At 65.5% G+C, this 25,408-nt stretch carries 28 protein-coding genes and 1 pseudogene; 15 read left to right on the forward strand and 14 right to left on the reverse strand.

Going from position 1 to position 25,408, the window contains the following annotated elements:
* Positions 1 to 16: 16 nt before the first annotated feature.
* Positions 17 to 1,524, reverse strand: a pseudogene (locus tag A9995_RS09280) (YifB family Mg chelatase-like AAA ATPase).
* Positions 1,525 to 1,733: 209 nt separating this feature from the next.
* On the opposite strand from A9995_RS09280, the gene A9995_RS09285 reads away from it, so the two are divergent.
* The 6 genes from A9995_RS09285 to yihA all read left to right on the forward strand — a co-directional run bounded on the left by A9995_RS09285 (position 1,734) and on the right by yihA (position 6,174).
* Positions 1,734 to 2,636, forward strand: coding sequence for a hypothetical protein (locus A9995_RS09285; protein WP_067611982.1), 903 nt, complete (start codon positions 1,734 to 1,736; stop codon positions 2,634 to 2,636).
* A 134-nt stretch (positions 2,637 to 2,770) separates the two neighbouring features.
* Positions 2,771 to 2,905: a 50S ribosomal protein L34 gene (gene rpmH / locus A9995_RS09290; RefSeq protein WP_067611985.1), complete on the forward strand. Its 135-nt coding sequence runs from the start codon at positions 2,771 to 2,773 to the stop codon at positions 2,903 to 2,905.
* A gap of 145 nt (positions 2,906 to 3,050) precedes the next feature.
* On the forward strand, positions 3,051 to 3,464 hold the full coding sequence (gene rnpA, locus A9995_RS09295) for a ribonuclease P protein component (protein ID WP_067611988.1): 414 nt from the start codon (positions 3,051 to 3,053) through the stop codon (positions 3,462 to 3,464).
* Positions 3,461 to 3,670 (forward strand): membrane protein insertion efficiency factor YidD, encoded by a 210-nt coding sequence (gene yidD, locus A9995_RS16025; protein ID WP_082992610.1) that lies wholly within the window; start codon positions 3,461 to 3,463, stop codon positions 3,668 to 3,670. The genes rnpA and yidD overlap by 4 nt, the downstream gene beginning before the upstream one ends.
* A gap of 81 nt (positions 3,671 to 3,751) precedes the next feature.
* Positions 3,752 to 5,530: a membrane protein insertase YidC gene (yidC, locus tag A9995_RS09300; protein ID WP_067612588.1), complete on the forward strand. Its 1,779-nt coding sequence runs from the start codon at positions 3,752 to 3,754 to the stop codon at positions 5,528 to 5,530.
* Positions 5,530 to 6,174 (forward strand): ribosome biogenesis GTP-binding protein YihA/YsxC, encoded by a 645-nt coding sequence (gene yihA, locus A9995_RS09305; protein WP_067611991.1) that lies wholly within the window; start codon positions 5,530 to 5,532, stop codon positions 6,172 to 6,174. The genes yidC and yihA overlap by 1 nt, the downstream gene beginning before the upstream one ends.
* Before the next feature lie 18 nt (positions 6,175 to 6,192).
* On the opposite strand, the gene A9995_RS09310 is transcribed toward yihA, so the two are convergent.
* Positions 6,193 to 6,609 carry a VOC family protein gene (locus A9995_RS09310; protein ID WP_067611995.1) on the reverse strand — a complete coding sequence of 139 codons (417 nt, stop codon included), beginning with the start codon at positions 6,607 to 6,609 and terminating at the stop codon, positions 6,193 to 6,195.
* A 103-nt stretch (positions 6,610 to 6,712) separates the two neighbouring features.
* Here A9995_RS09310 and A9995_RS09315 point away from each other — a divergent pair, with 103 nt between their 5' ends.
* Both A9995_RS09315 and A9995_RS09320 read left to right on the forward strand, forming a co-directional pair.
* The gene (locus A9995_RS09315) at positions 6,713 to 7,384 is read left to right on the forward strand and encodes a glutathione S-transferase family protein (RefSeq protein ID WP_067611997.1); all 672 of its coding nucleotides are present in this window, start codon (positions 6,713 to 6,715) and stop codon (positions 7,382 to 7,384) included.
* Positions 7,385 to 7,410: 26 nt separating this feature from the next.
* Positions 7,411 to 8,280 (forward strand): S1/P1 nuclease, encoded by an 870-nt coding sequence (locus A9995_RS09320; protein WP_145916886.1) that lies wholly within the window; start codon positions 7,411 to 7,413, stop codon positions 8,278 to 8,280.
* 31 nt (positions 8,281 to 8,311) lie between these two features.
* Here the strand turns inward: A9995_RS09320 and A9995_RS09325 are convergent, their stop codons facing one another.
* Positions 8,312 to 8,779, reverse strand: a complete 468-nt coding sequence (locus A9995_RS09325; RefSeq protein ID WP_067611999.1) for a cupin domain-containing protein — start codon at positions 8,777 to 8,779, stop codon at positions 8,312 to 8,314.
* A gap of 28 nt (positions 8,780 to 8,807) precedes the next feature.
* On the opposite strand from A9995_RS09325, the gene dapE reads away from it, so the two are divergent.
* Together dapE and A9995_RS09335 are read left to right on the forward strand one after the other, a co-directional pair.
* Complete coding sequence (dapE, locus tag A9995_RS09330) at positions 8,808 to 9,944, forward strand: succinyl-diaminopimelate desuccinylase (protein WP_067612594.1); 1,137 nt, start codon at positions 8,808 to 8,810, stop codon at positions 9,942 to 9,944.
* 25 nt (positions 9,945 to 9,969) lie between these two features.
* On the forward strand, positions 9,970 to 11,205 hold the full coding sequence (locus A9995_RS09335; protein WP_067612002.1) for a dicarboxylate/amino acid:cation symporter: 1,236 nt from the start codon (positions 9,970 to 9,972) through the stop codon (positions 11,203 to 11,205).
* A 7-nt stretch (positions 11,206 to 11,212) separates the two neighbouring features.
* Here A9995_RS09335 and A9995_RS09340 read toward each other — a convergent pair whose 3' ends face one another.
* From A9995_RS09340 to dapB, 3 genes are read right to left on the reverse strand one after another with little or no spacing between them, the layout of a single operon-like run.
* Positions 11,213 to 11,626, reverse strand: a complete 414-nt coding sequence (locus A9995_RS09340; RefSeq protein ID WP_067612006.1) for a hypothetical protein — start codon at positions 11,624 to 11,626, stop codon at positions 11,213 to 11,215.
* Positions 11,627 to 11,651: 25 nt separating this feature from the next.
* Positions 11,652 to 12,323, reverse strand: a complete 672-nt coding sequence (gene nth, locus A9995_RS09345; protein WP_067612009.1) for an endonuclease III — start codon at positions 12,321 to 12,323, stop codon at positions 11,652 to 11,654.
* Positions 12,320 to 13,048, reverse strand: coding sequence for a 4-hydroxy-tetrahydrodipicolinate reductase (dapB, locus tag A9995_RS09350; protein ID WP_067612013.1), 729 nt, complete (start codon positions 13,046 to 13,048; stop codon positions 12,320 to 12,322). The genes nth and dapB overlap by 4 nt, the downstream gene beginning before the upstream one ends.
* 35 nt (positions 13,049 to 13,083) lie before the next feature.
* On the opposite strand from dapB, the gene A9995_RS09355 reads away from it, so the two are divergent.
* Complete coding sequence (locus tag A9995_RS09355; RefSeq protein ID WP_067612018.1) at positions 13,084 to 13,785, forward strand: NAD-dependent deacylase; 702 nt, start codon at positions 13,084 to 13,086, stop codon at positions 13,783 to 13,785.
* Here the strand turns inward: A9995_RS09355 and A9995_RS09360 are convergent.
* The 5 genes from A9995_RS09360 to mutM all read right to left on the reverse strand — a co-directional run bounded on the left by A9995_RS09360 (position 13,774) and on the right by mutM (position 18,282).
* A complete protein-coding gene (locus A9995_RS09360; protein WP_067612021.1) occupies positions 13,774 to 14,565 on the reverse strand; it encodes a HesA/MoeB/ThiF family protein in 792 nt (263 codons plus the stop codon). The genes A9995_RS09355 and A9995_RS09360 overlap by 12 nt on opposite strands.
* 8 nt (positions 14,566 to 14,573) lie before the next feature.
* Positions 14,574 to 15,038 (reverse strand): DUF983 domain-containing protein, encoded by a 465-nt coding sequence (locus A9995_RS09365; RefSeq protein WP_082992611.1) that lies wholly within the window; start codon positions 15,036 to 15,038, stop codon positions 14,574 to 14,576.
* Positions 15,039 to 15,081: 43 nt separating this feature from the next.
* Positions 15,082 to 16,494: a chromosomal replication initiator protein DnaA gene (gene dnaA, locus A9995_RS09370; RefSeq protein ID WP_369815829.1), complete on the reverse strand. Its 1,413-nt coding sequence runs from the start codon at positions 16,492 to 16,494 to the stop codon at positions 15,082 to 15,084.
* A gap of 554 nt (positions 16,495 to 17,048) precedes the next feature.
* The gene (rpsT, locus tag A9995_RS09375; protein ID WP_067612028.1) at positions 17,049 to 17,309 is read right to left on the reverse strand and encodes a 30S ribosomal protein S20; all 261 of its coding nucleotides are present in this window, start codon (positions 17,307 to 17,309) and stop codon (positions 17,049 to 17,051) included.
* A 157-nt stretch (positions 17,310 to 17,466) separates the two neighbouring features.
* Positions 17,467 to 18,282, reverse strand: a complete 816-nt coding sequence (gene mutM / locus A9995_RS09380) for a bifunctional DNA-formamidopyrimidine glycosylase/DNA-(apurinic or apyrimidinic site) lyase (protein WP_067612031.1) — start codon at positions 18,280 to 18,282, stop codon at positions 17,467 to 17,469.
* 56 nt (positions 18,283 to 18,338) lie between these two features.
* Between mutM and A9995_RS09385 the strand changes: the two genes are divergently transcribed.
* Together A9995_RS09385 and ubiB are read left to right on the forward strand one after the other, a co-directional pair.
* On the forward strand, positions 18,339 to 19,070 hold the full coding sequence (locus A9995_RS09385) for a class I SAM-dependent methyltransferase (RefSeq protein ID WP_067612034.1): 732 nt from the start codon (positions 18,339 to 18,341) through the stop codon (positions 19,068 to 19,070).
* Between the two features lie 4 nt (positions 19,071 to 19,074).
* Complete coding sequence (gene ubiB / locus A9995_RS09390) at positions 19,075 to 20,643, forward strand: 2-polyprenylphenol 6-hydroxylase (protein WP_067612037.1); 1,569 nt, start codon at positions 19,075 to 19,077, stop codon at positions 20,641 to 20,643.
* A 26-nt stretch (positions 20,644 to 20,669) separates the two neighbouring features.
* On the opposite strand, the gene A9995_RS09395 is transcribed toward ubiB, so the two are convergent.
* Entirely contained in the window at positions 20,670 to 21,059 is a 390-nt protein-coding gene (locus A9995_RS09395) for a hypothetical protein (protein ID WP_067612040.1), read from the reverse strand.
* Positions 21,060 to 21,266: 207 nt separating this feature from the next.
* On the opposite strand from A9995_RS09395, the gene A9995_RS09400 reads away from it, so the two are divergent.
* Together A9995_RS09400 and dut are read left to right on the forward strand one after the other, a co-directional pair.
* Positions 21,267 to 22,967, forward strand: coding sequence for a phosphopantothenate--cysteine ligase family flavoprotein (locus A9995_RS09400; RefSeq protein WP_067612042.1), 1,701 nt, complete (start codon positions 21,267 to 21,269; stop codon positions 22,965 to 22,967).
* Positions 22,960 to 23,421 (forward strand): dUTP diphosphatase, encoded by a 462-nt coding sequence (gene dut, locus A9995_RS09405; protein ID WP_082992640.1) that lies wholly within the window; start codon positions 22,960 to 22,962, stop codon positions 23,419 to 23,421. Before A9995_RS09400 ends, dut begins: the two co-directional genes overlap by 8 nt.
* 71 nt (positions 23,422 to 23,492) lie before the next feature.
* On the opposite strand, the gene A9995_RS09410 is transcribed toward dut, so the two are convergent.
* Together A9995_RS09410 and trpS are read right to left on the reverse strand one after the other, a co-directional pair.
* Positions 23,493 to 24,179, reverse strand: coding sequence for a DUF4136 domain-containing protein (locus A9995_RS09410; protein WP_067612045.1), 687 nt, complete (start codon positions 24,177 to 24,179; stop codon positions 23,493 to 23,495).
* A 150-nt stretch (positions 24,180 to 24,329) separates the two neighbouring features.
* Positions 24,330 to 25,406, reverse strand: a complete 1,077-nt coding sequence (trpS, locus tag A9995_RS09415) for a tryptophan--tRNA ligase (RefSeq protein WP_067612048.1) — start codon at positions 25,404 to 25,406, stop codon at positions 24,330 to 24,332.
* Positions 25,407 to 25,408: the final 2 nt, after the last annotated feature.

Genomic DNA, 25,408 nt, shown 5'->3' on the forward strand with positions numbered 1-25,408 from the left:
CCGATTACCCCTCTTGTTATGCCCGCGGCGGTTGCCGCCGATAGCTGAGCGCCTCGGCGACATGGATTCGCCCGACCGTTTCCACGCCCGCCAGATCGGCGATCGTGCGCGCCACCCTGAGCATTCGGACATAAGAGCGCGCGGTCAGCCGCATCGCCTCGGCCGCCTGCATCAGCAGCTTGCGTCCAGCCTCGTCGGGCGTCGCGAATTCCTCCAGCGCATCGCCATCGAGCTCTGCATTGCTGCGCGCGCCGCTGACTTGCGAGCGGGCAGTCTGCCGTGCGCGGGCGGCGGCAACGCGCGCAGCGACCTCGGCGCTGCCTTCAGCCGCCGGGGGCAGCGCGAGATCGGCAGCGCGGACGGGATCGACCTCGACATGCAGATCGATCCGGTCGAGCATCGGGCCCGAGACCCGCGCCTGGTAATCGGCCGCGCATTTGGGTGCCCGGCTGCAGGCCAGCGCGGGATCGCCCAGATGGCCGCAGCGGCACGGGTTCATCGCCGCGACCAGTTGGACACGCGCGGGAAAGGTCACATGCGCATTGGCGCGCGCGACATCGACATGGCCGGTCTCGAGCGGCTGGCGCAGCGAATCGAGCACGGCGCGCTGGAATTCCGGCAGTTCGTCGAGGAACAATACGCCCAGATGCGCGAGGCTGACCTCCCCCGGCTTGACCCGCAACCCGCCCCCGGTCAGCGCCGCCATCGAGGCCGAGTGATGCGGCGCGCGGAACGGGCGGCGGCGGCTGATTCGTCCGTCTTCCAACATGCCGGCAACCGATTGCACCATGCTCACCTCGAGCGCTTCGGCCGGACTGAGCTCGGGCAGGATTCCCGGCAGACACGATGCAAGGAGCGACTTTCCCGCGCCCGGCGGCCCGATCATCAGGAGATTGTGAGCCCCGGCCGCGGCGATCTCCAGCGCGCGCTTGGCGGTTTCCTGTCCTTTCACCCGTTTCAGATCGGGGCCCGGCGGCGCCTGTTCCACCTCGCCCGGTTCGGGCTCGGCCAGCCGCTGCGTGCCCTTGAGATGGTTGAGCAGGCTGGCGAGGTCGGGGGCGGCGATCACGGGCACCCCGCTGGCCCAGCGCGCTTCGGCCCCTTGCGCGCGCGGACAGATCAGCCCGAGCTCCGCCTCGCTGGCGTGAATCGCGGCGAGCAGCACGCCGGGCGAAGCCACCACCCGCGCATCCAGCGCAAGTTCGCCGACCGCCACCCAGTCGATCAGCTGTTCGGATCGGTCACGCCCATCGCGGCGAGCAGCGCCAGCGCGATCGGCAGGTCGTAATGCGATCCTTCCTTGGGCAGATCGGCGGGGGAAAGGTTGATGGTGATCCGCTTGGGCGGCAGCGCCAGCCCCATCGCGGAAAGCGCGGCCTGGACCCGCTCGCGGCTTTCGCCCACCGCCTTGTCGGGCAGCCCGACGACACTGAAGCGCGGCAAGCCGGGCGCGACCTGACACTGCACTTCGACCGCGCGCGCCTCGAGCCCCAGATAGGCGACCGTGCGAACCAGTGCGACCAAGGCTGTCCCCCCTCAGGTGCTTGCCCTCATGCCGCCAGCATTTCGTAGCGGCATTGGCGCATCCCCTTTTGGAACGCGATTCGCTGCCTGTCGAGTGGGGGATGCGTGGGAAGCAGGGTTCCGAGCCGGTTCGCGGGAAACATGGTTAAGACCGGGTTATCCAAAGCCCTTGGCATGTTCGCAAGGTGGGGCGGCCCAGACCATCGGGCATGCTTCGGACCACCACCCTCTCGCTCGCCGCACTCGGTCTTGCCGGTGCCAGCCCCGCCGCCGCCCAGTCGCTGGCGCTCATTTATCTGCCGACGCAGCCAGTGGTGACGTGGCAGGCGCAGGGTCAGGCGCAGGCCGACCCGATCCGGTCGCAGCCGCTGCGTGCTGCAACGGCTCGCCCGTCGCGCGAACAGGCCACGCGCTTCGCCTTGCCGCGCCCGACTCAGAACCAGGCGATCACCTACTCGGCGGTTCCGCGCGATCTGCCCCAGTGGCGCGCGCCGGTGCAGCAGCCCGAAACGCAGGGTTTCGTGCAGGCGCATCGCCCCGCTGCTCAATATGGCGCTCTGCAGTACGGCCCCTTCCGCGTGGTGGGCGACCGGGTCGAACTCGTCGGCGAGACCGATGCGATGAGCCCGAGCTGGTTCGCACGCGTGCTCGCGGACAACCCCGGTCTTGCGCGGCTCGACATGATCGAATGCCCGGGCACGCTGGACGATCGCGCCAATCTCCAGCTCGGGCGGATGATCCGCAAGGCCGGCCTTGCCACCCACGTTCCTTCCCATGGCTCGGTGCGCTCTGGCGCGGTCGAGCTGTTCCTCGCCGGGATCGAGCGCAGTATGGAGCCCGGCGCCGAGTTCGCGGTCCACAGCTGGCGCGATGAATACGGCCGCGAAGCCGATGATTTCTCGCTCGATGCCCCGGAAAACCGCGTCTATCTGGACTATTACGCCGATATGGGTATGGCGCCCCACCAGGCCCGTGCCTTCTATGCGATGACCAATTCGGTGCCCCATCACCGCGCTCGCTGGATGGAGGCGGGCGAGATGGGGGAATGGGTCGATCGCTACGCCAAGATGCGTTCGCCGCGGATTGCCTACCTCTCGGTTCGCATGCAGTAGGCGTGTCGCGTCGCTTGACGCCGGGGCGCCGCTACACTATGCGCGCCCCCTAAGAGCGGTCGCCTCGAATGGCGGCCCTTTTTGTTGGTGCCGCGTGTAGCGCGCCCTTGAACATATTAGATAAGGACGATCCGATGAAGCGGACTTTCCAGCCTTCCAACCTGGTGCGCCAGCGCCGCCACGGTTTCTTCGCACGCAAGGCCACCCCGGGTGGCCGCAACGTGCTGCGCAACCGCCGCCGTCGCGGTCGCAAGACGCTTTGCGCCTGATGTGATTGCGCACGCGCCGATGCGCGTGCGTCATTCCCGTTCGCGCGGCCTCAGGCCTGCGTCGCAGCGGTCGGCCGTTTGGTCATGCGGGCTCCCCAAGGGGGCCCGTGTGGTTTCCGGCCTGCATTCGGGGTAAATGGCTCCCATGTCCAGGCACCCACAGGTCATAGCCAAGCGCGCCGATTTTCTCGCTGCGAATCGCGGGATTCGCGTGGCGCAGCCGGGCTTCGTGCTGCTGGTCTATCCCAATGGGGGGGGCGACGGCGGACCCAATAGCGGGAGGGGACGGCGCTACGGCATCACCGTCACCAAGAAGATCGGCAATGCGGTGGTCCGCAATCGGATGAAGCGCCGCTTTCGCGAGTTGCTGTGGGCGGCGCTGCCCGTACGGGGGCTGCCCGATCACGATCATGTGCTGATCGGCCGCGAGGGCGGGCTGGAGCGCGATTTCGCCAGCCTTGCCGCCGAGCTCGACCATGCGCTGGAGCGGGCCGCCGCAGGCAAGGGCGATCGCCGCCGCGGTCGTTCGTCGGGTCCATCTCGCGGGCCGCGACGGTGAAATACCCGCTGATCTGGATTGCGCGCCTGTGGCAGCTTGGCCCGAGCCGCATTATGCCGCCGACCTGCCGCTTTTCCCCCTCCTGCAGCGAATACGCCATCCAGGCGCTGGGAAAATACGGCGCGATCAGGGGTGGATGGCTTGCGACGAAGCGTATATTGCGCTGCCAACCCTGGGGAGGGCATGGGCACGACCCGGTACCCTGAGCACAAGCGAGCCATCCGCACACCGGGTGTATTGACAATATAATACAGCACCCCAGATCGTAGTTTTTGACGGGATCGACTTTGACCAACCAACGCAATCTCCTGTTCGCCGTTGTCCTTTCGGCCCTGCTCCTGCTGGGTTGGGACGCGGCCGTGGGTTATCTCTATCCGCAGCCCGCCAACAATTCGGCGGTCGAGGGGATTGCCGATACGCCTGCCGAGATGGCGGCGGTATCGGGTGCGACCTCTGGCGCGACGGCTAGCGGTGCGGGCCTGGCGCCCGGCGTTGCGGGCGTGGCGCCCGTGACGCTCGAAAGCGCGCTCGCATCGGGTAACCGCGTGCGAATCGATTCGCCGCTGCTCGCGGGCTCGATCAACCTCAGGGGTGCGGTGATCGACGATATCGTGCTCAAGGAATATCGCGAGACCACCGACGAAGACAGCCCGCCGGTGCGGCTGTTCGCGCCCGCCGGCACTCCGGTGCAGCATTTCGCCGAATTCGGCTTCCTCGCCAATGGCCAGCGCGTTCCCGCCGATGCGGTGTGGCAGGCCGATGGAGATGTGCTTTCGCCCGATAGTCCGGTGGTTCTTACCCATCAAGGCGCCAACGGACTGACCTACACGATCACCCTCACGATCGACGACCAGTACATGATCACGGCCGAGCAACGCGTCGCCAATGGTGGCGCCGGTGCCGCGGTGATCCAGCCCTTCGCGCTGATTGCGCGCACCAGCCGCACCGCTAGCGAAGATTTCTTCATCGCGCATTCCGGCCCGATGGGCGTGTTCGGCGGCTCGGCCAGCTATGACTATGGCTATGACGATCTGCCCGTCGGCGAGGTGACCAATCCCGAAGGCGCCGCCGAATGGCTGGGCTTCACCGACATCTACTGGCTCTCCGCGCTGGTCCCGGGGGCGGGCAACACCGAAGCCAGCTTCCGCGCGCTGGGCGACGACCTGTTCCGTGCGGATGTGATCCAGGCGCCGGTCACGCTGCCCTCGGGCCGCGCGATCACCAGCACCAACCGGCTGTTCGTCGGCGCCAAGGAAAGCACCGTCCTCGACAGCTACGAAGATGCCGGGATCGAGCGGTTCGGTCTGGCGATCGACTGGGGCTGGTTCCGCTGGTTCGAGAAGCCGCTGCTGTGGCTGCTGCGCCAGCTCTACGAACTGGCCGGCAATTTCGGCGTGGCGATCATCCTGCTCACCGTGGTGGTCCGCGGGGTCATGTTCCCCGTGGCGCAGAGGCAGTTCTCGTCGATGGCGGGCATGAAGGCGATCCAGCCGCGGATGAAAGAGGTGCAGGAGAAGCACAAGGAGGACCGCGTCAAGCAGCAGCAGGAAATGCAGAAGCTGTTCAAGGACGAGGGCGTCAACCCGCTGGCGGGCTGTCTGCCGCTGATCATCCAGATCCCGATCTTCTTCGCGCTCTACAAAGTGCTCTACCTCGCCATCGAGATGCGGCATCGCTCCTTCCTGTGGATCGATGATCTCGCCGCGCCCGATCCGGCGGTGATCCTCAACGCCTTCGGCCTCCTGCCCTTCGACCCGCCGGGCTTCCTGGCGATCGGCGTGCTCGCGGTGCTGCTGGGTCTGACGATGTGGATGACCTTCCAGCTCAACCCGGTCAGCGACCCGATGCAGCGGCAGATCTTCAACATCATGCCCTGGGTGCTGATGTTCGTCATGGCGCCATTTGCCGCGGGCTTGCTGATCTACTGGAACACCAGCAACATCCTCACCCTGGCGCAGCAGAAATATCTCTATTCCAAGCACCCCCAACTGCGCGCCGCGGCGGACGCCGAACGCGCCGAGAAGGAGGCCCAGAAAGCCGCGCAGAAAGCGGGGGTCAAGGAGTGATGGAAGAAGACGAACGCAAGGCGCTGACCAAGCGGGCCGAGAAGATGTTCTCGCAGCGGGTGGAATTCCTGCTGTCGGCGCCGCAGCTCAAGTTCCTGCCCGAACCGACTGTGCCCGAGATCGCCTTTTGCGGACGCTCCAACGTCGGCAAGAGCTCGCTGCTCAACGCGCTGACCGCGCGCAAGGCGATCGCGCGCGCTTCGGTCACCCCGGGGCGGACGCAGGAACTCAATTTCTTCGAGGTCGGTGAGCCGACGCAGATGCGGCTGGTCGATATGCCCGGCTACGGCTTCGCCAAGGCGCCGGTGGCGGTGGTCGACAAATGGAAGAAGCTGGTCCGAACGTTTCTGCGCGGGCGGGTCGTGCTGGTCCGCACGCTGGTGCTGGTCGACAGCCGCCATGGGCTTAAAGACGTCGATCGCGAGATGATGACCATGCTCGACGAGGCCGCAGTGGGCTATCGCGTGGTGATGACCAAGGCCGACAAGATCAAGGCGAGCGAGCTGGAAAAGGTCGTCGCCCGGGTCGAGGCCGAAGCCAAGAAGCACGTTGCCGCTTTTCCGGAAGTGCATGTCACCAGCGCGGAGAAGGGCATGGGCATTCCCGAATTGCGCGCCGCGGTGCTCAGCGACGCCGGGGTCTAGCCCCCGGCGCGGACGACTTTACGTTGCGAACAGCGCCGAATCGTCGGCGAAGGCTTTCATCTCCAGCGCATTGCCGCTCGGATCGCGGAAGAACATCGTCGCCTGCTCGCCGGGCTGGCCCTCGAAGCGCACGGTGGGTTCCATTGCGAACACCACATCCGCGCTGCGCAGCCGCTCGGCCAGCGCCCGCCATTGCGCCATCGTCAGAACCACGCCGAAATGCGGCACCGGGACATCATGTCCATCGACGGAATTCGCGCCGCGATCGCCGGCTGTTCCACCCAGATGGGCGACGATCTGGTGGCCGTAGAAATCGAAGTCGATCCATTCGTCCGAACTGCGGCCCTCGGCGCAGCCGAGCAATTCGCCATAGAAGGTGCGCGCCGCGGCGAGGTCGTGGACGGGGAATGCGAGATGGAACGGGCGTAGGGTCATGGCGAGGCACCTAGCCCGTTCGCACGGGCTTTCCTACCGTCTGGCTCACACTCGACAGTATCGGGCGGAAGCTCTACCGCCCGCGCGCCACAGGGGACCCGGCATGAAACTGATCATCGGCAACAAGAATTATTCGAGCTGGTCGCTGCGCGCCTGGCTGGCGGCGAAACAGTCCGGCCTCGCATTCGAGGAAATCATCGTCCCGCTTTACGGCGAGGGCTGGGAATCGGCCAAGCAGGACGACAGCGGGTTGCAGGCCTCGAGCGGCAAGGTTCCGCTGCTGTGGGACGGCGAGACGGTGGTGTGGGACAGCCTCGCAATCCTCGACTACCTCGCCGACAAGGTCGGGCGCGAACGTTTCTGGCCCAAGGAGGATGCTGCGCGCGGCATGGCACGATCGATGGTCGCCGAGATGCACAGCTCCTACCACACGATGCGCAGCCAGTTCCCGATGAACATCCGCAAGCGTTTCGAGGGCGTCCAGCCTTCCGAAACCACGACGCAGGAAGTGGTGCGGATTCTCGGGCTGTGGGCCGAAGCGCGCGCGCGGTTCGGCTCGGGCGGGCCGTTCCTGTTTGGCACTTTCGGCGCGGCGGATGTCTTCTACGCGCCGGTGGTCAGCCGCTTCATCAGCTACGGCGTTGCCGTCCCCGGTTTCGCAGGCGCCTATATGCAGGCGGTTTGGGAACATGATTGGATGCAAGCCTGGATCGAGGCTTCGGAGAATGAAGAATGGGTCATAGAACAATACGATTCGGCGCCGGCGGTCGGATGAGCGGCACCGGGACAAGCGGCATCAGGATGATGCGTGCCCTCGCGCTGTGTCTGGCGATGCTGGGTCTGGCTGTGCCGCAGATGGCGGCGGCCTGGGGCTTCTACGCGCACACGGTCACCGCCGATGTCGCCGAAGCCAATATCTCGCCTGCAACCCAGCGCGGCATCGCCCGGCTGCTGACCCATTCCGAGCTGATGGCGACCCCCGATTGCGATCTCGACACCCTGCAGGACGCCTCGGTCTGGCCCGATTGCGTGCGCCGCGATTCCTCGCGCTGGGGCTACACCGCAGCCTGGCATTACCGCACCGCGCCGGTATGCGAGGCTTTCAACCCGCGCGCCAATTGTTCGGGCGGCGCTTGCGTCACCGGGCAGATCGAGCGCAGCCATCGTCTGCTCGCCGACGAAAGCCTGCCCGCGCATATCCGGCTCGAGGCGCTCGCTTTCCTCGTCCATTTCGTCGGCGATGTGCATATGCCGCTGCATTCGGGCGATCATAACGACCGCGGCGGCAATGATCGCGAGGCCGATTATGGCATTGTGCCCGATCTCAACCTGCACTGGATATGGGACGGCCCGCTGGCCGAACGCGCGATCACCGGCGAACCGCCGGTGGTGCGGCGCTATACCGCTGCGGAACGCGCCGAGCTGGCCGGGGGCGGTCCCGACGACTGGGGGCGTGAAAGCTGGCAGACGGCGCGCGACATCGTCTATCCCAACGCCTTCGACCGCGATCCCTGTGAGGGCGAGCTGCCCGATGCCACCGCGCTCACGCAGGAGGATATCGTCGCGGCGGTCCCCGTCGCGCGGCAGCGGGTGGTCCAGGCGGGGCTGCGGATGGCGCGGCTGCTCGACGAAGCCTTTGCCCCGGGACCTTTGCCGGCTCGCGAGGACTAGCCGCAGTCAGGCCCGCTTGGAGCTCCTGCGGTCAGGGCAGTCGTTCGGCGGGATAGCGCGTCCCGTTTTTGCTGGCATACCCAGCGGGCCCGAACACCATGTCGATATCGGGATATTCGCCCGAATCACTCTCGCGGTCGCCGCTGCTGATCGCGACGAAGACGCAGTCTTCGGCGGAGCGGTTGTGCAGCCGGTGGCCGTTCTTCACCCCTGCCGGCCACGCCAGCACGTCGCCCGCGTGGACCGGGGTTTCGCCCTCGTCCTCGATCAACACCGCCTCGCCCGCGAGCAACACCACCAGCTCGTCCTGCGCAGCGTGCCAGTGCCGCTGCGACGAATAGGCACCCGGCTTGAGCACCACATGGCTCGCCCCCAGCAGCGTCAGCCCCGCTGCCGGCGCAAGGCGGCAGTACCAGCGACCCTCGACCTCGGTATCGAAGGGTGCGGGATAGCCGGTGGCGTTGGTTCGCACGATGGCGTCGAGATCGAGCTTGGGCATGAATGAATACTCCGCTAGCGGCGAGAGCATGACCCAAGTGCTCGAACTCGCCAAGCGCCTGATGGCGGCCCCAAGCGTCACCCCCGCCACGGGCGCGGTGTTCGACGAGATGGAAGCCATGCTCGCACCGCTCGGTTTCGAGGTGAGCCGCTTCGTATCGGGCGAGGCGCCCGACGGGCCGGTCGAGAACCTCTTCGCGATCCGCCGCGGGCCAGAGGGCTCGCGCCATTTCGCCTTTGCCGGTCATCTCGACGTGGTTCCGCCAGGGGGCGGCTGGACCAGCGAGGCCTTCGCGCCCGAGATCCGCCCAAGCCCCGGGGGCGAGCTGCTCTACGGGCGCGGTGCGGTCGACATGAAGGGCGCGATCGCCTGCATGGTCGCTGCGGTCGCCGATCTGCCCGCAGACGCCGGAACGATCAGCTTCATCATCACCGGCGACGAGGAAGGCCCGGCGATCCACGGCACCCGCGCGCTGATCGCCTTCATGCGCGAACACGGCCACCAGCCCGACCTGTGCCTCGTCGGGGAGCCCAGCAGCGTCAACCGGCTGGGCGACATGATGAAGATCGGGCGTCGCGGATCGGTCAACATCTGGCTCGAGGTCGAAGGTGTGCAGGGCCATGTCGCTTATCCGCACCTCGCCGATAATCCGCTCCCGAAGCTGGTGGCGATGCTTGCCGAGCTCGACGCGCTGGTGCTCGATGAAGGCACCGATTGGTTCCAGCCCTCCAATCTCGAGATCACCGATATCGAGGTCGGCAATGTCGCGCACAATGTGATCCCCGAAAAAGCGACCGCACGCATCTCGATCCGCTTCAACGATCTGCATTCCGGCGCGTCGCTCTCCGAGACGGTTGCCGCCATTGCAAAGAAGCATGGTGGGACGACGCTGCCGATCGTCTCGGGCGAACCTTTCCTTACCCCGCCGGGCGAATTCTCGGACAGCATCGCCATTGCGGTGAAGGATGAAACGGGTATCGAGCCCGAAGCCTCTACCACCGGTGGAACCTCGGATGCGCGCTTCCTGCGCGAGGTCTGCCCGGTGATCGAGTTCGGCCTGGTCAACGCGACCATGCACAAGCGTGATGAGGCGGTGGCGGTGGCGGACCTTTCTGCGCTAAGCCGCATCTATACGGCGATCGCGCAAGCGGGGCTGGGCCAATAGGGCAGGGTTTGCGAGGGGATTGCAGTTGAAAACTTGGTTGGCCATTCCGCTGTGGCAGCGGGTCATCGCTGCACTGGTCCTCGGCATTATCGTCGGCCTGTTGTGGGGGCCGGGCGCGGAAAGCATCAAGATCGTCGGCGATATCTTCATCGCCTTCATCAAGATGCTGGTGGTGCCGCTGATCTTCTTCAGCCTGGTCGCGGGCGTCGCGGCAATCGGCGATCTGCGCAAGCTGGGCAGCGTCGGCGGGCGGGCGCTGCTGATCTTCGTGGTGACCGGCCAGATCGCGGTCTGGCTCGGCCTCGGGCTGGGATCACTGTTCCAGCCTGGTATCGGTCTCGACACCAGCGCGATCGAGATGGGTCCGGTTCCGGAACCCACGGCGATGACCTGGCAGGACATGCTGCTCGGGATGGTGCCGCAAAGCCCGGTCCAGGTGATGGCCGATGTCAACGTCCTGCCTCTGATCATCTTCTCGCTGCTGATCGGCATCGGCATCTTGATGGCAAAGGATGAAGGCCTGCCGGTCCAGCGGATCTTCGATTCTGGTTCGATCGTGATGCAAAAGGTCACCGCGGTGGTGATGGAGCTGACCCCCTTCGGCGTGTTCGCGCTGATGGCCTGGGTGGCGGGTACCGTGGGCGTTCCCGCGCTGCTCGCGCTGGGCAAGCTGGTCGCGCTCAATTACGCTGGTTGCCTGCTGATCATCATCATCATGTATGCCGGGATCATAAAATTTCTGGCCAAATTGCCGGTGATTCCCTTCTTCCGTGGGATCGTCGATGCGCAGGCGGTCGCCTATTCCACCGCATCGTCTAACGCGACGCTGCCGGTCACGATGCGCTGCGTCGAGCGCAATCTGGGCGTCAGCCGCTCGGTGACCAGCTTCACCACCTCGCTGGGTGCCACGATCAACATGGACGGGACCGCGATGTATCTCGGTCTCGCCACGCTGTTCGGGGCCCAGGTCTTCGGAGTCGATCTCTCGACGGGGGACTACCTCACTATCGCGGTGCTGGCGACGCTCGGCTCGGTCGGCGCGGCGGGGATCCCGGGCGCCGGGCTGATCATGATGGCGGCGATTTTCACCGCAGTGAACGTGCCGCTGGAAACGATCGCCTTCGTCGCCGGGGTGGACCGGATCATGGATATGATGCGCACCGTCACCAATGTCACCGGCGATGCCGCCGTAGCGGTCACGGTGGGCTCGATGACCGGCGAGATCGACCGCGAAGAAATGGCAAGCGCGGACGACGTCTAGGGCAGGCTTAATGTCGCATGGTGTCGATGTCGCGGTCGACATATTCGATCGGCACGAATTCGCCCAGACTGCAGGCCGCGCCGCGATCGAGCTGCCCGCCGATGGTGCGCAGCACGTAGATAATCTCCCCCGAGCACAGCCGGTTTATCGAGGTGCGATAGGTGAAGGATTTCTCAAATCCGAGGCCACCGCAACCCGGCCCCAGAGTGTTGCGATAGGTTCGGCTGCCTACCTCGAAATCGATCGTGCGATCATCGTGAACTCGCGACTGGCGCACCATCGCGGTGTTGAGGCAGTTCACCGGATCGCCGGTTACGCTCGCCATCGGAGCTTCGCTGACGAAGCGGTCCTCGCCCTCGGTCGGGGCGCACCCCGCGAGGAGCACGCCGGTGGCGGCGATGGCGGCGGCGATACGGATCATGGTCGCACTCCTCAAACGGACGGAACTAGGCCGACTGTTTCCGAACCCGGCCGCTGGGTTGTGGTTCCATGACCTTCTGGCGATAGCTGCACAGATCCACCACCGGACAGCGCCAGCATTCGGGCGTCCGGGCTTTGCAGATATAGCGCCCGTGGAGGATCAGCCAGTGATGAGCATGGCGGCGGAACGGCTGCGGAACGCGCTTCTCGAGCTTTGCCTCGACCGCTTCGGGCGTCTTGCCCTTGGCCAGCCCGGTGCGATTGCCCAAGCGCAGAATATGCGTGTCGACCGCGAAGGTCTCCTCTCCGAACCAGCAATTGAGCACGACATTGGCGGTCTTGCGCCCGACCCCGGGCAGCCGGATCAGATCCTCCCGGGTGTCGGGCACCTCGCTGCCGTATTCGTCGACCAGCAGTTGCGAGAGCGCGATGACGTTCTTCGCTTTGGAATTGAACAGGCCGATCGTCTTGATGTGCTGCTTCAGGCCATCCTCGCCCAGCTCGAGCATCTGCTGGGGCGTCTCGACCTGTGCGAACAGCGCCCGTGTCGCCTTGTTGACCCCGACATCGGTTGCCTGCGCGCTTAGCGCCACCGCGACCACCAACTGGAAGGCGTTGCCATATTCCAGCTCGGTTTCGGGTTCGGGATTGTCCTCGGCGAGCCGACGGAAGAATTCGAAGATGTCGTCCCGTGTCAATGATCGAGCACGTCGCGCATGCTGTAGCGGCCCGGTTCCTTGCCGATCAGCCATTGCGCCGCACGCAGCGCGCCACGGGCAAAGATGCTGCGGTCCTCGGCGCTGTGCGAAAAGGTCAGCCGCTCTTGCGCGCCCGCCATGATGACGCTGTGTTCGCCTGCGACAGTCCCGCCGCGCAGCGCAGCGAAGCCGATCGCGCCCGGCGCGCGTTCCCCGGTGTGGCCGTCGCGCCCGCTCTCGCGTCGCTCCGCCAGTTCGACCCCGCGCCCGGTGGCGGCGGCTTCGCCGAGCAGCAGCGCGGTGCCCGAGGGGGCGTCGACCTTCATCCGATGGTGCATCTCGACGATTTCGATGTCCCAATCTTCGCCCAGCCGGGATGCTGCCTCATGCACCAGATGCGAGAGCAGCGTGATGCCGAGCGAGGTGTTGCCGGTCTGGAGGATCGGCACCGCCCGCGCGGTGTCGTCGATCGCGCGATGATGGCGGTCTTCCAGCCCGGTGGTGCCGATGACGAGCGGGATCCCGGCACCGATCGCAGCGTGCAGATTGGCTTCCAGACTGCCGGGGGAGGAGAAATCCAGGAGCACATCGCTCGCATCGGCGAGCCGCGCGACATCGCCTCCCTTGTCGACCCCGCCGGCAAGCTCGTGTCCGAGCTCGGGCATGATGGCGGCGATAGCCTGACCCATCCGGCCCTCGCTGCCGACGATCCCGATACGTGCCATTGCAATTCCCCTTATCCGCATGCTTCATGGGGGACATGGCCCGCTTGCGCAATATCGTCGTCCTGACCGGCGCGGGAATCTCCGCCGAAAGCGGGATCGACACCTTTCGCGATGGCGGCGGGCTGTGGGAACAGCACCGGGTCGAGGATGTCGCCACGCCCGAGGCCTTTGCGCGCGATCCCGAGCTGGTCCAGCGCTTCTACGACATGCGCCGCGCCGCGGTGCTGACCAAGCAGCCCAATGCCGCGCATCTGGCGCTTGCCCGGCTCGAAGGCGAATGGCGCGGCGAACTGCTGATCGTCACCCAGAATGTCGACGATCTTCACCAGCGCGCCGGCGCGAGCGCAGTGCTGCACATGCATGGCACCCATCTCAACGCCTGGTGCACCGCCTGCGACGCGCGGCATCGCTGGACCGGAACGCTGGTCGAGAACCCGCCGTGCCCCGATTGCGGCGAACCCGCGCTGCGGCCCGATGTCGTGTGGTTCGGCGAGATGCCATATGAGATGGAGCGCATCTATGCTGCGCTGCGCGGGGCGGATCTGTTTGTCTCGATCGGGACCTCGGGCGCGGTCTATCCCGCCGCCGGGTTCGTCCAGGATGCGAGCCAGCTCGGCGCGCGAACGCTCGAACTCAACCTCGAGCGCAGTCAGGGTTCGCACTGGTTCGACGAGAGCCGCCAGGGTCCCGCGACGCAGCTGGTCCCGCAGTGGGTCGACGAGATGCTAGGCGGCTGAGCCGCAACCGGAACAGGCCGGGTCCTTGGCGATAAGGAAACTGCGCATCGCGGGCGCCATGCCGTCGAGCAGATGAACCGTGCCCCATTGCGGATCGCCGAAGTCACTGATGCCGTCGAGCAGGATCCGTACCGCGTGCAGCGCCCCGAAAGTGCCGACCCAGCCAGCCATCGCGCCAAGCATTCCGTCCTCGGCGCAGCTGTCGCAATCCTCGGCGTCGAAGGCATCGCCCACGAAGCACCGATAGCAGGCCTGGCCCGGCAAATGCCCCGAGAACGCGCCCACCTGGCCCTGGAAGCGGCCTACCGCGGCGGAGAGAAGCGGAACGCCCGCCGCCACGCAGGCATCGGAAACGGCCAGCCGCGTGGCGAAATTGTCGGTGCCATCGAGCACCAGATCGGCTCCCTCCAGCAGCGCGGGCGCGTTGTCCGGGCCGATCCGCCCGTCGTGTAATTCCGCCTCGATCGCCACATCGAAATTTGCCAGCCAGCGGCGGGCGGAGACGGCCTTGCCATGGTCGATATCGCGGGTCGTGTAGATCGTCTGGCGCTGGAGGTTGCTGGCATCCACCTTGTCGCCGTCCACCAGCGTCAGGCGCCCGATTCCGGCTGCGGCGAGATATTGCAGGGCGGGCGAGCCGATCCCGCCCAGGCCAACCAGCACCACATGCGATCGTCCAAGCGCCGCCTGTCCCGCGCCGCCGACTTCGGGCAGTACGATGTGGCGGGCGAAACGGGCCAGTCGTTCAGGTGGAAATGGCCGTTCGGGCGGCAGCTTCATCTCCGGCCTCATTTCAAATCGAGGTGATCGGGATGGCCGATCGGCCGCTCGCGCGCGAAGGTCCCCATCCCTGACCACCACATTGTCGCCAGCACTGCGCCCTTGGCGGGTTGCAGCAGCCCCAGCATCATGATCATGGCCAGCGGCAGGATGACGGCCAACGTCGCCCAGGTCGACATGCCGAATTCGCCGATGAGCGCGATGATCAAGGGGGCCATGACGTGTCCGGTCACGAAGATCGAGATATAGGCTGGAAAGTCATCCGCCCGTTCGAACGACCAATCCTGCCGGCAGGCCAGGCAATGATCGACGGGTTTGAGCCATTTGCGGAACAGCTTTGCCTCACTGCACCGCGGGCAATCCCCACGCAGTCCCCGCAAGGCTGCCTCGCGCCATGTGAAGGGCAGGCTGGCCGGGCCGGGCGGGGAACCCGTGCAGGGCGCCAGCGAAGCGAGTAGGGGCGCAGCGGTCATGCCGCTCCCCTACGCTTCGCCCCACGGCGCCGCAATGCCGCGATCAGCTCTCGAGCTGGCGCAGCAGACTGCGGACGTCGCCATCCATATCGGCGTCGCGGGTGCGCAGATCCTCGATCAGCCGCACCGCGTGGATCACGGTGGAATGATCGCGGCCGCCGAACTTGCGGCCAATCTCGGGGTAGCTTCGCGGGGTCAGCACCTTGGCAAGATACATCGCGACCTGGCGCGGGCGGACCACGGCGCGCGCGCGCCGCTTGCTGCTCATTTCGGAACGGTCGATGCGATAGAACTGGCACACCGTACGCTGGATTTCGTCGATGGTAATCCGGCGGCGATTGGCCGAGAGAATATCGGTCAGCTGCTCCTCGGCAAGCTGGAGCGAGACTTCCTGCCCGGTGAGCTGGGCATAGGCGATCAGCTTGTTCAATCCCCCAACCAGCTCGCGGATGTTACGCGTGATCGTGCGCGCGAGAAAATCGATCACGTCATCGGGCACTTCGAGCGGCGCGAAACGGGTCAGCTTGCTGACCAGGATCTTGCGGCGCAATTCGATATCGGCGGCCTGGATATCCGCGACCAGACCCATCGAAAGCCGGCTGAGCAGCCGTGGCTCGACCCCGTCGAGCGCCTGCGGTGCACGATCGGCGGCGAACACCAGCCGCTTGCCCTCGGCGAGCAACGCATCGATCGTGTAGAGAAGCTCTTCCTGCGCGCTGGCCTTGCCGATGATGAACTGAATGTCGTCCACCAGCAGCAGGTCGAAGCTGCGCAGCCGCCCCTTGAACTCGATCATCTGGTTCTGCTTCAGCGCCTGGACGAACTCGACCATGAAACGCTCGGCGCTGCAGTAGAAGATCCGGCTGCGCGGATGCGCCTGCAGGAAGGAATGGCCGATCGAGTGCAGCAGGTGGGTCTTGCCCTGGCCGGTCGCGCCCTTGAGATAGAGCGGCGAAAACTGCGGTTTCTCGGGTGCGGCCATCCGCTGCGCCGCGTTGCAGGCAAGCACATTGGCTTCGCCGGTGACGAAGGCGGCAAAGGTCAGCGAAGGGTCGAGCCCGACGCTGGAGGTAAAGCCCGCATCGTTCAGGGTGTCGGCGGAGATCGCCATCATCGACTGATCGGCGCCGTCATTGGCGGGGCGGCGGCCATCGGAATGCAATTGCAGGTCGGCGACCTTGCGGCGGCCCGGATGGACCGAGATGGCGATCTGGCGCACTTCGCCACGCGCGATCTTCCAAGCCAGCGACAGGCGGTCGGAGAAGCGATCGCGCACCCAGTCGGCGGAGAATTGCGTCGGGAGGTAGAGATCGAGCGTTCCGGTGTCGCGATCGAGCGCGCCGACCTGGATCGGCTTGATCCACTGGCTGTGCAATTGCTGGCCGAGATCCTTGCGCAGGCCATGGCTGATATCGGCCCAGTCGGCAGCCAGATTCACCGCTTCGAGGTCTTCCATGAGATCCTCCCGGCCTTTGCGTTTCGCACCGGTCTGTTCTGTCAATTTGCCCATCGTCTCGTCACCCAAAATCGGGCCGGCAAACAGCGCTGCCGGCGAAGCGTTATTGTATCTGGCGAGGACAGAGACACAGCGTCGCCATCTCCCGGAATCAATCCTTCCGGGAACCCCCATCACATATTCCAAATTGTGGAGCCCGGGCTGTCCCGCCCCAGGCAGTGCCATCTTCTAGGGTCAGCTTCGGATGAGTCGCAAGTGTGGATGCTGCAAAAAAAGCGAAATAAAAGCGTTGACTCGACCCTAGCCCGCGGGCCCCCGTGCAACTGGCTGAATTCCGGTATTTTTAGCGTATTTAAGCGCTGGAATCGCGGGTTTGTAAGGAGTCGCGAGCGCCGAACATTACAATTAGGTTTCAGTCTGACGACTGAATAGATCGGTCCGGGATCCTGGGCTTTGCGAACAAAGCAAAGGACCGCCGCGTTGCCGCGACGGCCCTGGTGCTATTTGGCTTCGTTGCGGCATCGCCAGCAGGCGGCCGCTTGAAGCGATTCGGTTCAGAGCGCGGAGACGCGCTTGCTCAGCCGGCTCATCTTGCGCGAGGCGGTATTCTTGTGCAGCACGCCGCGCGCGACGCCGCGCGCCAGTTCGGGCTGGGCCTGCTTGAGCGCCACGCTGGCCGCTTCCTTGTCACCCGCTTCGCAGGCGGTTTCCACCTGCTTCACGAAAGTGCGGATGCGGCTCTTGCGCGCGGTGTTGATCTCGGAGCGGCGATCGTTGCGACGGATGCGCTTTTTGGCTTGCGGCGTATTGGCCATGGTCGTCCTTGTCTGGCTCGAGTCTCGAGCGGTCGCATGGAGCGCGCCCGACGAGTCTGTCGAATCTTGCGAAAATCGGCGCATGACCGCCGGAAAGCGGGCGACATAGGTTGGTGGTGGCGAATCGTCAATCGTTTCTTGGCCCAGCCTGCCCGGGCTATTTCTGGCAGCGCGGGCAGTACCATGTGCTGCGGCCGCCCTGGACCACCCGGCCGATCGTGCCGCCATCATCGCGGTGGCATGGCTGGTCCGTACGACCATAGACGTCGAAGCGGGTAGCGAAATAACCCAGTTCGCCATCGGGCTGGGCGAAATCGCGCAAGGTCGAGCCACCGTCGCGGATCGATTGCTCGAGCACTTCGCGGATCGCCGGGATCAGGCGTTCGAGTTGCGGCCCGGTTACCCGTCCGCCCGGCGTGCGCGGATCGATCCGCGCACGCCACAGCGCCTCGCAGACATAGATATTGCCCAGACCCGCGACCACTCGCTGGTCGAGCAGCAACTGCTTGATCGCCGGTTTGCGCCCCTTCGTCCGCTCGCGCAGCCACGAGACGGTCAGCTCGGCGCCAAGCGGTTCGGGGCCCAGAGCGGCGAAGGCCGGCCAGGCGTCGAGTTCGGAGCCGAGCAGCAGATCGACCGAGCCGAACCGGCGCGGATCGTTGAGCGCAAAGCGATGTCCGGCGGTTTCCAGCACCAGATGGTCGTGCGGCAAATCGTCCTCGGGATCGATCCGCCAGCGTCCGCTCATGCCGAGATGGAACACCATGACATGATCGCGCGCGGTGTGGATCAGTCCGTATTTGGCACGCCGCGAAAGTCCGGAAACCTGCGCGCCGGTCAGTGCCTGGACGAGGCCGGGCGGAAAGGGGCGCCGCAGATCAGGGCGGTTGACGGTCACGCCGGTAATGGTTTCACCATCCAGAAAACGCGCCAACCCGCGCACGGTCGTCTCGACTTCGGGAAGTTCGGGCATGGCTGCGTCTCTAACACCCTTTGCCCGCCCGGCAATTGTCCCTAAGGCTCGGCGCCATGAACGACACTGTCTCCTTCGGCTATGAGGACGTGGCCCCCGACGAGAAAACCGAGCGCGTGGGTACGGTTTTCTCCAATGTCGCCGCCAAATACGACATCATGAACGATGCCATGTCGGGCGGGATGCACCGATTGTGGAAGGATCGCTTCGTGGCGCGGGTCAAGCCGCAGCCGGGCGAGGCAATTCTCGACATGGCGGGTGGCACCGGCGACATCGCCTTTCGCATGGTGGAGCGCGGCGCCGAGGTGACCGTGGCCGATATCAATCAGGACATGCTCGATGTCGGGATGGAACGCGCTCTCGACCGCGGGCTGACCGGGCTTGCCTGGTCGTGCCAGAACGCCGAGGTTCTGAGCTATCCTTCGCGCATTTTCGATGCCTACACGATTGCTTTCGGCATCCGCAACGTCACCCATATCGACCGGGCGCTGGCCGAAGCGCACCGGGTGCTCAAGTTCGGGGGGCGGTTCTTCTGCCTCGAATTCTCGACCGTCGAATGGCCGGGTTTCAAGCAGGCCTACGACCTCTATTCGCACAAGCTCGTTCCGCAGCTTGGCAAGGCGATCGCTGGCGACGAGGAAAGCTATCGCTATCTCGTCGAATCGATCCGCCGGTTTCCGCCGATGCCCGAATTCCAGAGCATGATCCGCGCGGCGGGTTTTACCCAGACGCGCGTCGAACCGATCCTGGGCGGACTGGTCGCGATTCACTCAGGATGGAAGACCTGACCCTGTGACCCGTCCGGCAACCCATATCTGGCGCCTGTTTAAATGGGGTCGCACCCTGGCGCGCCACGGCGCGCTGCGCGGGATCGAGCGCGACCCCAACACTCCGCCTCAGGTCAAGCGGCTGGCGCGGATTGCGCGGTTCGGTACGGTCCAGCCGGCGCAGCCCGACTACGCAGGCGCGTTTCGCGCCATCGGTCCGGCGGCGATCAAGCTGGGCCAGACGCTGGCGACCAGGCCGGATCTGGTCGGCGACGATGCGGCGCAGAACCTGCTCAGCCTGCAGGACAATCTCCCGCCGGTTCCCTTCACGGAAATCGAGGCTGCGATCGCCGCGACCTTTGCCCAGCCACTGTCCGAGCTCTTTCTCGAGATCGATCCGGTGCCGGTCGGGGCGGCCTCGATTGCGCAGGTGCACCGCGCGATCACCACCGATGGCCGGACCGTCGCGATCAAGGTGCTGCGTCCGGGCATCCGCGAACGGTTCGAACGCGATATCCGGACCTACGAATGGGCGGCCGCCCATCTCGAAGCGCTCGGCAACGACGAGGCGCGAAGGCTGCGCCCGCGGCTCACCATCGCCAATTTCAAGCGCTGGACCAATCGTGAGCTCGACCTGCGGCGCGAGGCGGCCTCGGCTTCCGAACTGGCCGACGCGATGATCGGTACCGAGCGCTACACCGTGCCGGAAATCGACTGGGACCGCACCAACGGCCGGGTAATGACGATGGAGTGGATCGACGGCATCAAGATCAGCCAGACCGAGCAGCTGATCGCCGCGGGCCACGATCTGCCCGATATCGCGCAGCGGCTGGTGCTGGCTTTCCTCAAGCAGGCGATCAGCGCGGGCTTCTTTCATGCCGACATGCATCAGGGCAATCTGTTCGTGCGCGGCGACGGCACCATCGTGGCGATCGATTTCGGGATCATGGGCCGGATCGATCGGCAGGCCCGCCAATGGCTTGCCGAGATCCTCTACGGGCTGACCACCGGCAATTACCGCCGCGTCGCCGAGATCCATTTCGAGGCGCAATATGTGCCCTCGCATCATTCGGTCGATGAATTCGCAACGGCGCTGCGCGCGGTGGGCGAACCGATGCGCGGCAAGCCGGTGAGCGAACTGAGCGTCGGGCAGATGCTCGATGGATTGTTCGCCATCACCCGCGATTTCGACATGCAGACCCAGCCGCATCTGCTGCTGCTGCAAAAGACGATGGTGATGGTCGAGGGGATCGCGACCCAGCTAGATCCGAAGATCAACATGTGGGATGTTTCCGCGCCCTTCGTGCGTGCCTGGATCCGCGACGAGCTCGGCCCCGAAGCTGCGCTGGCCGAACGCATCCGCGAAGACACCGAGACGCTGCTGCGCCTGCCCTCGCTGATCCGGCGGCTGGATGAGCATTATCCGGCGCGCGGGGGCGCTCCCGAACCGCCACCGGTGCCCGATATCGAGCTGATGTGGGAGCGGCGCGAGCGTCGCCGCAACGAAAGTGGTGGTGTGACCGGCTATATCGCCGCGGCGCTGGCCGGAGCTGCGGTGGTGTGGCTGGCAGCGGTCCAGGGCTGGCTGATCTAGATCAGCCGCGACGGTTTGCGATCCGGCTAAAGCCCGGTGCGGCGGGCGGGCCAGGCGCGGATCGCCAAGGCGAGCACGACGATATGCACCATCTCGACTGTCATCGGGATCCACCAATCGTCGTAGCTGCCCTCAACCAGCAGGTTGATCAGCCGTCCCGTGAAGGCGATCACGAACAGCGCCAGCGGGGCCAGCAGCAGTTCGCCGCGCCGCCGCCAGGCGCCCCAGGCCATGAACAGCCCCGCAACGAAGAAGAAGGCGGTGAAATCCGCACGCAGCGCCGAAGTCCCCGCATTGCCGACCGTCGAGAGACCGAAGTCGCTGCCCGCCTGCGCCGGATTGACGAAGAAGCCGACCCCGACGATGACGTCGATAATGGCCAGCAACACGATGATAGCGCTCAGGATAAGGTGCATTGCGAATAGTCCCCCCGTTGAAATCCCCTTGCGGCGATCGGCGAAACTATGCGCGCATGCGCCATGCGGTGCAAGCGGGTCCGGAAGGCCCGAACGCGCTGGCATTAGCAGACGCGGGGCGCTAGCAACCGCGTCGATGAGACGATGGGACAGCACAGGAACCGCGCCCGACGCGCAGTGGGTGGTTGCGGCAGCAGCGGGCGCGCGATGACGGGCCCGCGCATATTGCTGGTAATCGGCGGCGGTATCGCGGCCTACAAATCCTGCGAGCTCGTCCGCCTCATCCGCAAGGCAGGCGGCGAGGTCACCTGCGTGCTGACCGATGGCGGGCAGCAGTTCGTCACCCCGATGGCGCTCGCCGCGCTGAGCGAGAACAAGGTCTATACCTCGCTGTTCGATCTCAAGGACGAGGTCGAGATGGGGCATATCCAGCTTTCGCGGCAGGCCGATCTGGTCGTTGTGTGCCCGGCGACGGCGAGCCTGTTGGCCAAGATGGCGGCGGGGATTGCCGACGATCTGGCGACCACGCTGATCCTCGCGACCGACAAGCCGGTGCTCGCCGTGCCGGCGATGAACGTGCGGATGTGGCAGCACCAGGCAACAGTCCGCAATGTGGGATGGCTGCGCCAGGCGGGCGTCGAGGTGATGGAGCCCGACGAGGGCGCGATGGCCTGCGGCGAATACGGCCCGGGACGACTGCCCGAGCCGCCCGAGGTTCTGCGGGCAATCGCCAAGCAGCTCGATCTCGATCTCGATCTCGACATCGATACTGGCCTATCGACCGCTCTCACCGCCGCAGGCTCGGTGGCTGCACGCCAGCGCGAGGCCCAACGAGATGATCTCGGTGCCGAAGCGCTCGAGCCAGAACCCGAGGTCGAGAGCAAGGGCGCGTGGAATTCGCTGCTATCCGCGCTTATCCCGCGCAGCACGACAAAGCGCTCGCATGCCGAGATCGATGCCGAACTCGAGGCATTGCCCGAGCGCGGGCCTCTGGACGATCCATGGTTCGATTCCGGGAATACGGAAGATGACCACGCTCCGGAACCGGATTTCGGCGGTCCGTTGCTGGCAAGCAAGGGCAAGGCCGCCGCCGCGCCACTGACCGATCCGGCTGCGATCGACTTCGAATTTGCGGGTGCGAACGACGGCGCCTGGCCAGATCCGCCTGCAGACGATGGCGCCGACCCGCTCGCAGGACAGCCGGATTTCGATTCCGATCCCAACCATCGTCCGCTCTATGGTCGGCATGTGCTGGTTACCGCCGGGCCGACCTGGGAACGGATCGATCCGATTCGCTATCTCGCCAATCGCAGCTCTGGAAAGCAGGGCTTCGCCATCGCCGCGATGGCTGCGGGTGCCGGCGCGCGGGTGACGCTGGTTGCGGGCCCTGTACACCTGCCCACGCCGATCGGGGTCGACCGCATCGATGTCGAGAGCGCTGAGGAAATGGCTGCCGAGGTCAAGCAGGCGCTGCCAGCCGATATCGCCTTTATGGTGGCTGCGGTTGCCGACTGGAAAAGCAGCCATGTGGCGAACGAGAAGATGAAGAAGCGTGGCTCGGCCCCGCCGGCGCTGATCCTTTCGGAGAATCCCGACATCCTCGCGACGGTGGCTTCGGGCCGCAACCGCCCGACCCTGCTGATCGGTTTTGCCGCCGAGACCGAGAACCTGCTCGAAAACGCCAAATCCAAGCGCAAGCGCAAGGGAGCGGACTGGATCATCGCCAACAACGTCACCGATACCGGCGATGGCGGGGTGATGGGCGGCGACAACAATCAGGTCCAGATCGTCACCGAGGCAGGGGTCGAGACGCTCGAGCCGATGTCGAAGCGGGATGTCGCGCGCGAATTGATGCGCCGCGCAGCCGACGCGCTGGCGGCGAAGGACGATGGCGATGGCGATGACTGACCAGGTCGGCGTGCGCATCAAGCGGCTGGCTCATGGCGCAGGGCTCGATCTGCCCGCCTATGCCACGCAAGGCGCAGCGGGAATGGATGTCGTCGCCGCCGAAGCGGTCGAACTGACTCCGGGCGCAAGGCATGCGGTCGCCACCGGGTTGGGGCTCGCGATCCCCGAGGGGTTCGAAATCCAGGTTCGGCCGCGCTCGGGCCTCGCGCTCAAGCATGGTATCGGCGTACCCAACGCGCCCGGAACGATCGATTCCGATTATCGCGGCGAGTTGAAGATCATCCTGATAAATCACGGCACGGAAGTCTTCGCGATCGAGCGGGGCGACCGGATCGCGCAGCTCGTGCTGGCCCCGGTGGTCCGCGCGCGCTGGGAGGAGGTCGGCGATCTTGATTCGACCGACCGCGGGGAAAGCGGCTTCGGCTCGACCGGCGGACACGCGAAGCTGGGCTGATCTGGGCCACAAGGCACACAAAAAGGGCGACCCTTGGGGCCGCCCTTTTATTTTGCGATTTGATTGGCCGATCAGTCGATCCGGCGCACCGTGGTCTTCTCCGGAGCGATCGAGATGCGCACCGTCTCGCCAGAACTGCCTGGGAAATCGGTGAACATGGCCTCGACCAGATTGGGCACCAGATATTGCAGGCGGTCCGAAGTCGACATGGCCTCGGCCCTTCCTTCGAACAGCCGTTCGCCGGTCGCGGCGCGGTCGATCTTCATATCGATGCCGCTGGTGTAGACCGTCGTGCTGGTAACCTCTGGTCCGCCGAACCAGGAATCGTTGAAGCCATAGCCCCAGCGACTGCCGTAAAAGGGCGAACGATAGCCGAAGCGCGAGCGGCTGTAGCCATACCAGGGATCGTAGAACGGATCGCGGAAACCGGTGGTGCGGATTCGTTCGCGGCCATTATCGACGCTGTAATCGAAGCGGACCAGCAGGCTGGCGGCCTCGGGCGAAGCGGCCTGCGCGTAGCCGAGACGCTGCATCTGCTCTTCGACCCGATCGGCGTACATCGCAAATTCGAGCCCGCCTGCCAGCGCCGGATCGTCCGCCACCACGGCGAAGCTCTCGCCCGAAGGTGCGGGAAGCTGCGTCTGGAAGCGCGAGACATCGGCCTTGAAAGGCGTTGCGCAGGCAGCAAGACTGGCGAGGATGATGGGAACGGAGGCCAGCTTGATGGTGCGCCCCCAACCCTTGTTCGGGGTGGTCATGGTGGTATCCTTTCGAGGCTGACTCGCCGCATGCAGCCGGTTTGCAACGATACGCTGTCAGCATTCGATCAGGGTGTAAACCATCGGGCCTGAACCACGATTGAATGTGTGGCAAATCAGACGTTTGGTTAACTCCACCGGTTTTCGAGATCAGGCCCTTACCAGGCCCAGCGCGCGATAGACGGAGTCGAGCGTCGGGCCCGCCAGCGTTCGCGCCCGCGCGGCGCCCTTTGCCAGGATGGCGTCGAGCGATTCGCGGTCCTCGAGCAGTTCGGTAAACCGCTGAGAGATCGGGCGCAGCGTCTCGACCAGCAATTCGCCCAGCGCCGGCTTGAACGCGCCGAACCCTTGCCCGGCGAATTCGCGCAGCACGTCTTCGGCGCTGCGATCTGACACCGCTGCGTAGATGGTGACGAGGTTGAGCGCCTCGGGGCGGCCCACCAGCCCGGCCAGTTCGCCCGGCAGCGGTTCGGGATCGGTCTTGGCCTTCTTGATCTTGCGCATCACGGTCTCGGCATCGTCCGAGAGGTCGATGCGGCTGAGATCCGACGGATCGGATTTGCTCATCTTGGCGGAGCCATCGCGCAGGCTCATGATCCGCGCCGCGACCGGCGGGATGAAGGGTTCGGGCAGGGTGAAGATTGGCACATCCTCGCCATTCTCGTTCCTGGGGGCAAAATCATTGTTGAACTTCTGCGCGATGTCGCGCGCCAGCTCGAGATGCTGCTTCTGGTCCTCGCCCACCGGCACGTGCGTGGCCTGATAGAGCAGCACGTCGGCGGCCTGCAGCACCGGGTAGGAGAACAGCGCGACCGACTGGCCCTCGCGGTTCTTGCCGGCCTTGTCCTTCCACTGCGTCATGCGGTTGAGCCAGCCCATCCGCGCTGTGCCGCTGAGCAGCCATTGCAGTTCGGCGTGCTGCGGGACCTGCGCCTGGTTGAACAGGATCGAGCGCGCCGGATCGATCCCGCAGGCGACCAGCGCGGCGGTCATTTCCAGCGAGCCACGATAAAGCTCGGCCGGAACATGCGGCTGCGAGATCGCGTGCAGATCCGCGAGGAAGAACAGGCACTGGTTCTTTGGTGCGCTACCGCCTCCGGCTACTTGAGCGCGGCCGTTGCCATCGGCGGTGATCTCGTCCTGCATCCGCACCCAGTTGCGGATCGCGCCGAGGTAATTGCCGAGGTGGAGATTGCCGGTGGGCTGGATGCCGGAAACGACGCGCATGA

The organism is Erythrobacter sp. QSSC1-22B (genome assembly GCF_001678665.1).
In the GTDB taxonomy this organism is placed as follows: Bacteria; Pseudomonadota; Alphaproteobacteria; order Sphingomonadales; family Sphingomonadaceae; genus Qipengyuania.

What these genes read in the sequence shown, in the direction of transcription:
- dapE (WP_067612594.1), top strand. Translation starts at nt 8,808, where the DNA reads ATGACCCAAGTGCTCGAACTCGCCAAGCGCCTGATGGCGGCCCCAAGC.
- dnaA (WP_369815829.1), bottom strand. Translation starts at nt 16,494, where the DNA reads ATGGAAGACCTCGAAGCGGTGAATCTGGCTGCCGACTGGGCCGATATC.
- A9995_RS09365 (WP_082992611.1), bottom strand. Translation starts at nt 15,038, where the DNA reads ATGACCGCTGCGCCCCTACTCGCTTCGCTGGCGCCCTGCACGGGTTCC.
- rpmH (WP_067611985.1), top strand. Translation starts at nt 2,771, where the DNA reads ATGAAGCGGACTTTCCAGCCTTCCAACCTGGTGCGCCAGCGCCGCCAC.
- A9995_RS09340 (WP_067612006.1), bottom strand. Translation starts at nt 11,626, where the DNA reads ATGATCCGTATCGCCGCCGCCATCGCCGCCACCGGCGTGCTCCTCGCG.
- dapB (WP_067612013.1), bottom strand. Translation starts at nt 13,048, where the DNA reads ATGGCACGTATCGGGATCGTCGGCAGCGAGGGCCGGATGGGTCAGGCT.
- A9995_RS09355 (WP_067612018.1), top strand. Translation starts at nt 13,084, where the DNA reads ATGGCCCGCTTGCGCAATATCGTCGTCCTGACCGGCGCGGGAATCTCC.
- A9995_RS09360 (WP_067612021.1), bottom strand. Translation starts at nt 14,565, where the DNA reads ATGAAGCTGCCGCCCGAACGGCCATTTCCACCTGAACGACTGGCCCGT.
- A9995_RS09285 (WP_067611982.1), top strand. Translation starts at nt 1,734, where the DNA reads ATGCTTCGGACCACCACCCTCTCGCTCGCCGCACTCGGTCTTGCCGGT.
- A9995_RS09395 (WP_067612040.1), bottom strand. Translation starts at nt 21,059, where the DNA reads ATGCACCTTATCCTGAGCGCTATCATCGTGTTGCTGGCCATTATCGAC.
- mutM (WP_067612031.1), bottom strand. Translation starts at nt 18,282, where the DNA reads ATGCCCGAACTTCCCGAAGTCGAGACGACCGTGCGCGGGTTGGCGCGT.
- A9995_RS09315 (WP_067611997.1), top strand. Translation starts at nt 6,713, where the DNA reads ATGAAACTGATCATCGGCAACAAGAATTATTCGAGCTGGTCGCTGCGC.
- A9995_RS09320 (WP_145916886.1), top strand. Translation starts at nt 7,411, where the DNA reads ATGATGCGTGCCCTCGCGCTGTGTCTGGCGATGCTGGGTCTGGCTGTG.
- trpS (WP_067612048.1), bottom strand. Translation starts at nt 25,406, where the DNA reads ATGCGCGTCGTTTCCGGCATCCAGCCCACCGGCAATCTCCACCTCGGC.
- A9995_RS09400 (WP_067612042.1), top strand. Translation starts at nt 21,267, where the DNA reads ATGACGGGCCCGCGCATATTGCTGGTAATCGGCGGCGGTATCGCGGCC.
- A9995_RS09325 (WP_067611999.1), bottom strand. Translation starts at nt 8,779, where the DNA reads ATGCCCAAGCTCGATCTCGACGCCATCGTGCGAACCAACGCCACCGGC.
- rnpA (WP_067611988.1), top strand. Translation starts at nt 3,051, where the DNA reads ATGTCCAGGCACCCACAGGTCATAGCCAAGCGCGCCGATTTTCTCGCT.
- A9995_RS09410 (WP_067612045.1), bottom strand. Translation starts at nt 24,179, where the DNA reads ATGACCACCCCGAACAAGGGTTGGGGGCGCACCATCAAGCTGGCCTCC.
- yihA (WP_067611991.1), top strand. Translation starts at nt 5,530, where the DNA reads ATGGAAGAAGACGAACGCAAGGCGCTGACCAAGCGGGCCGAGAAGATG.
- A9995_RS09385 (WP_067612034.1), top strand. Translation starts at nt 18,339, where the DNA reads ATGAACGACACTGTCTCCTTCGGCTATGAGGACGTGGCCCCCGACGAG.
- A9995_RS09310 (WP_067611995.1), bottom strand. Translation starts at nt 6,609, where the DNA reads ATGACCCTACGCCCGTTCCATCTCGCATTCCCCGTCCACGACCTCGCC.
- dut (WP_082992640.1), top strand. Translation starts at nt 22,960, where the DNA reads ATGACTGACCAGGTCGGCGTGCGCATCAAGCGGCTGGCTCATGGCGCA.
- rpsT (WP_067612028.1), bottom strand. Translation starts at nt 17,309, where the DNA reads ATGGCCAATACGCCGCAAGCCAAAAAGCGCATCCGTCGCAACGATCGC.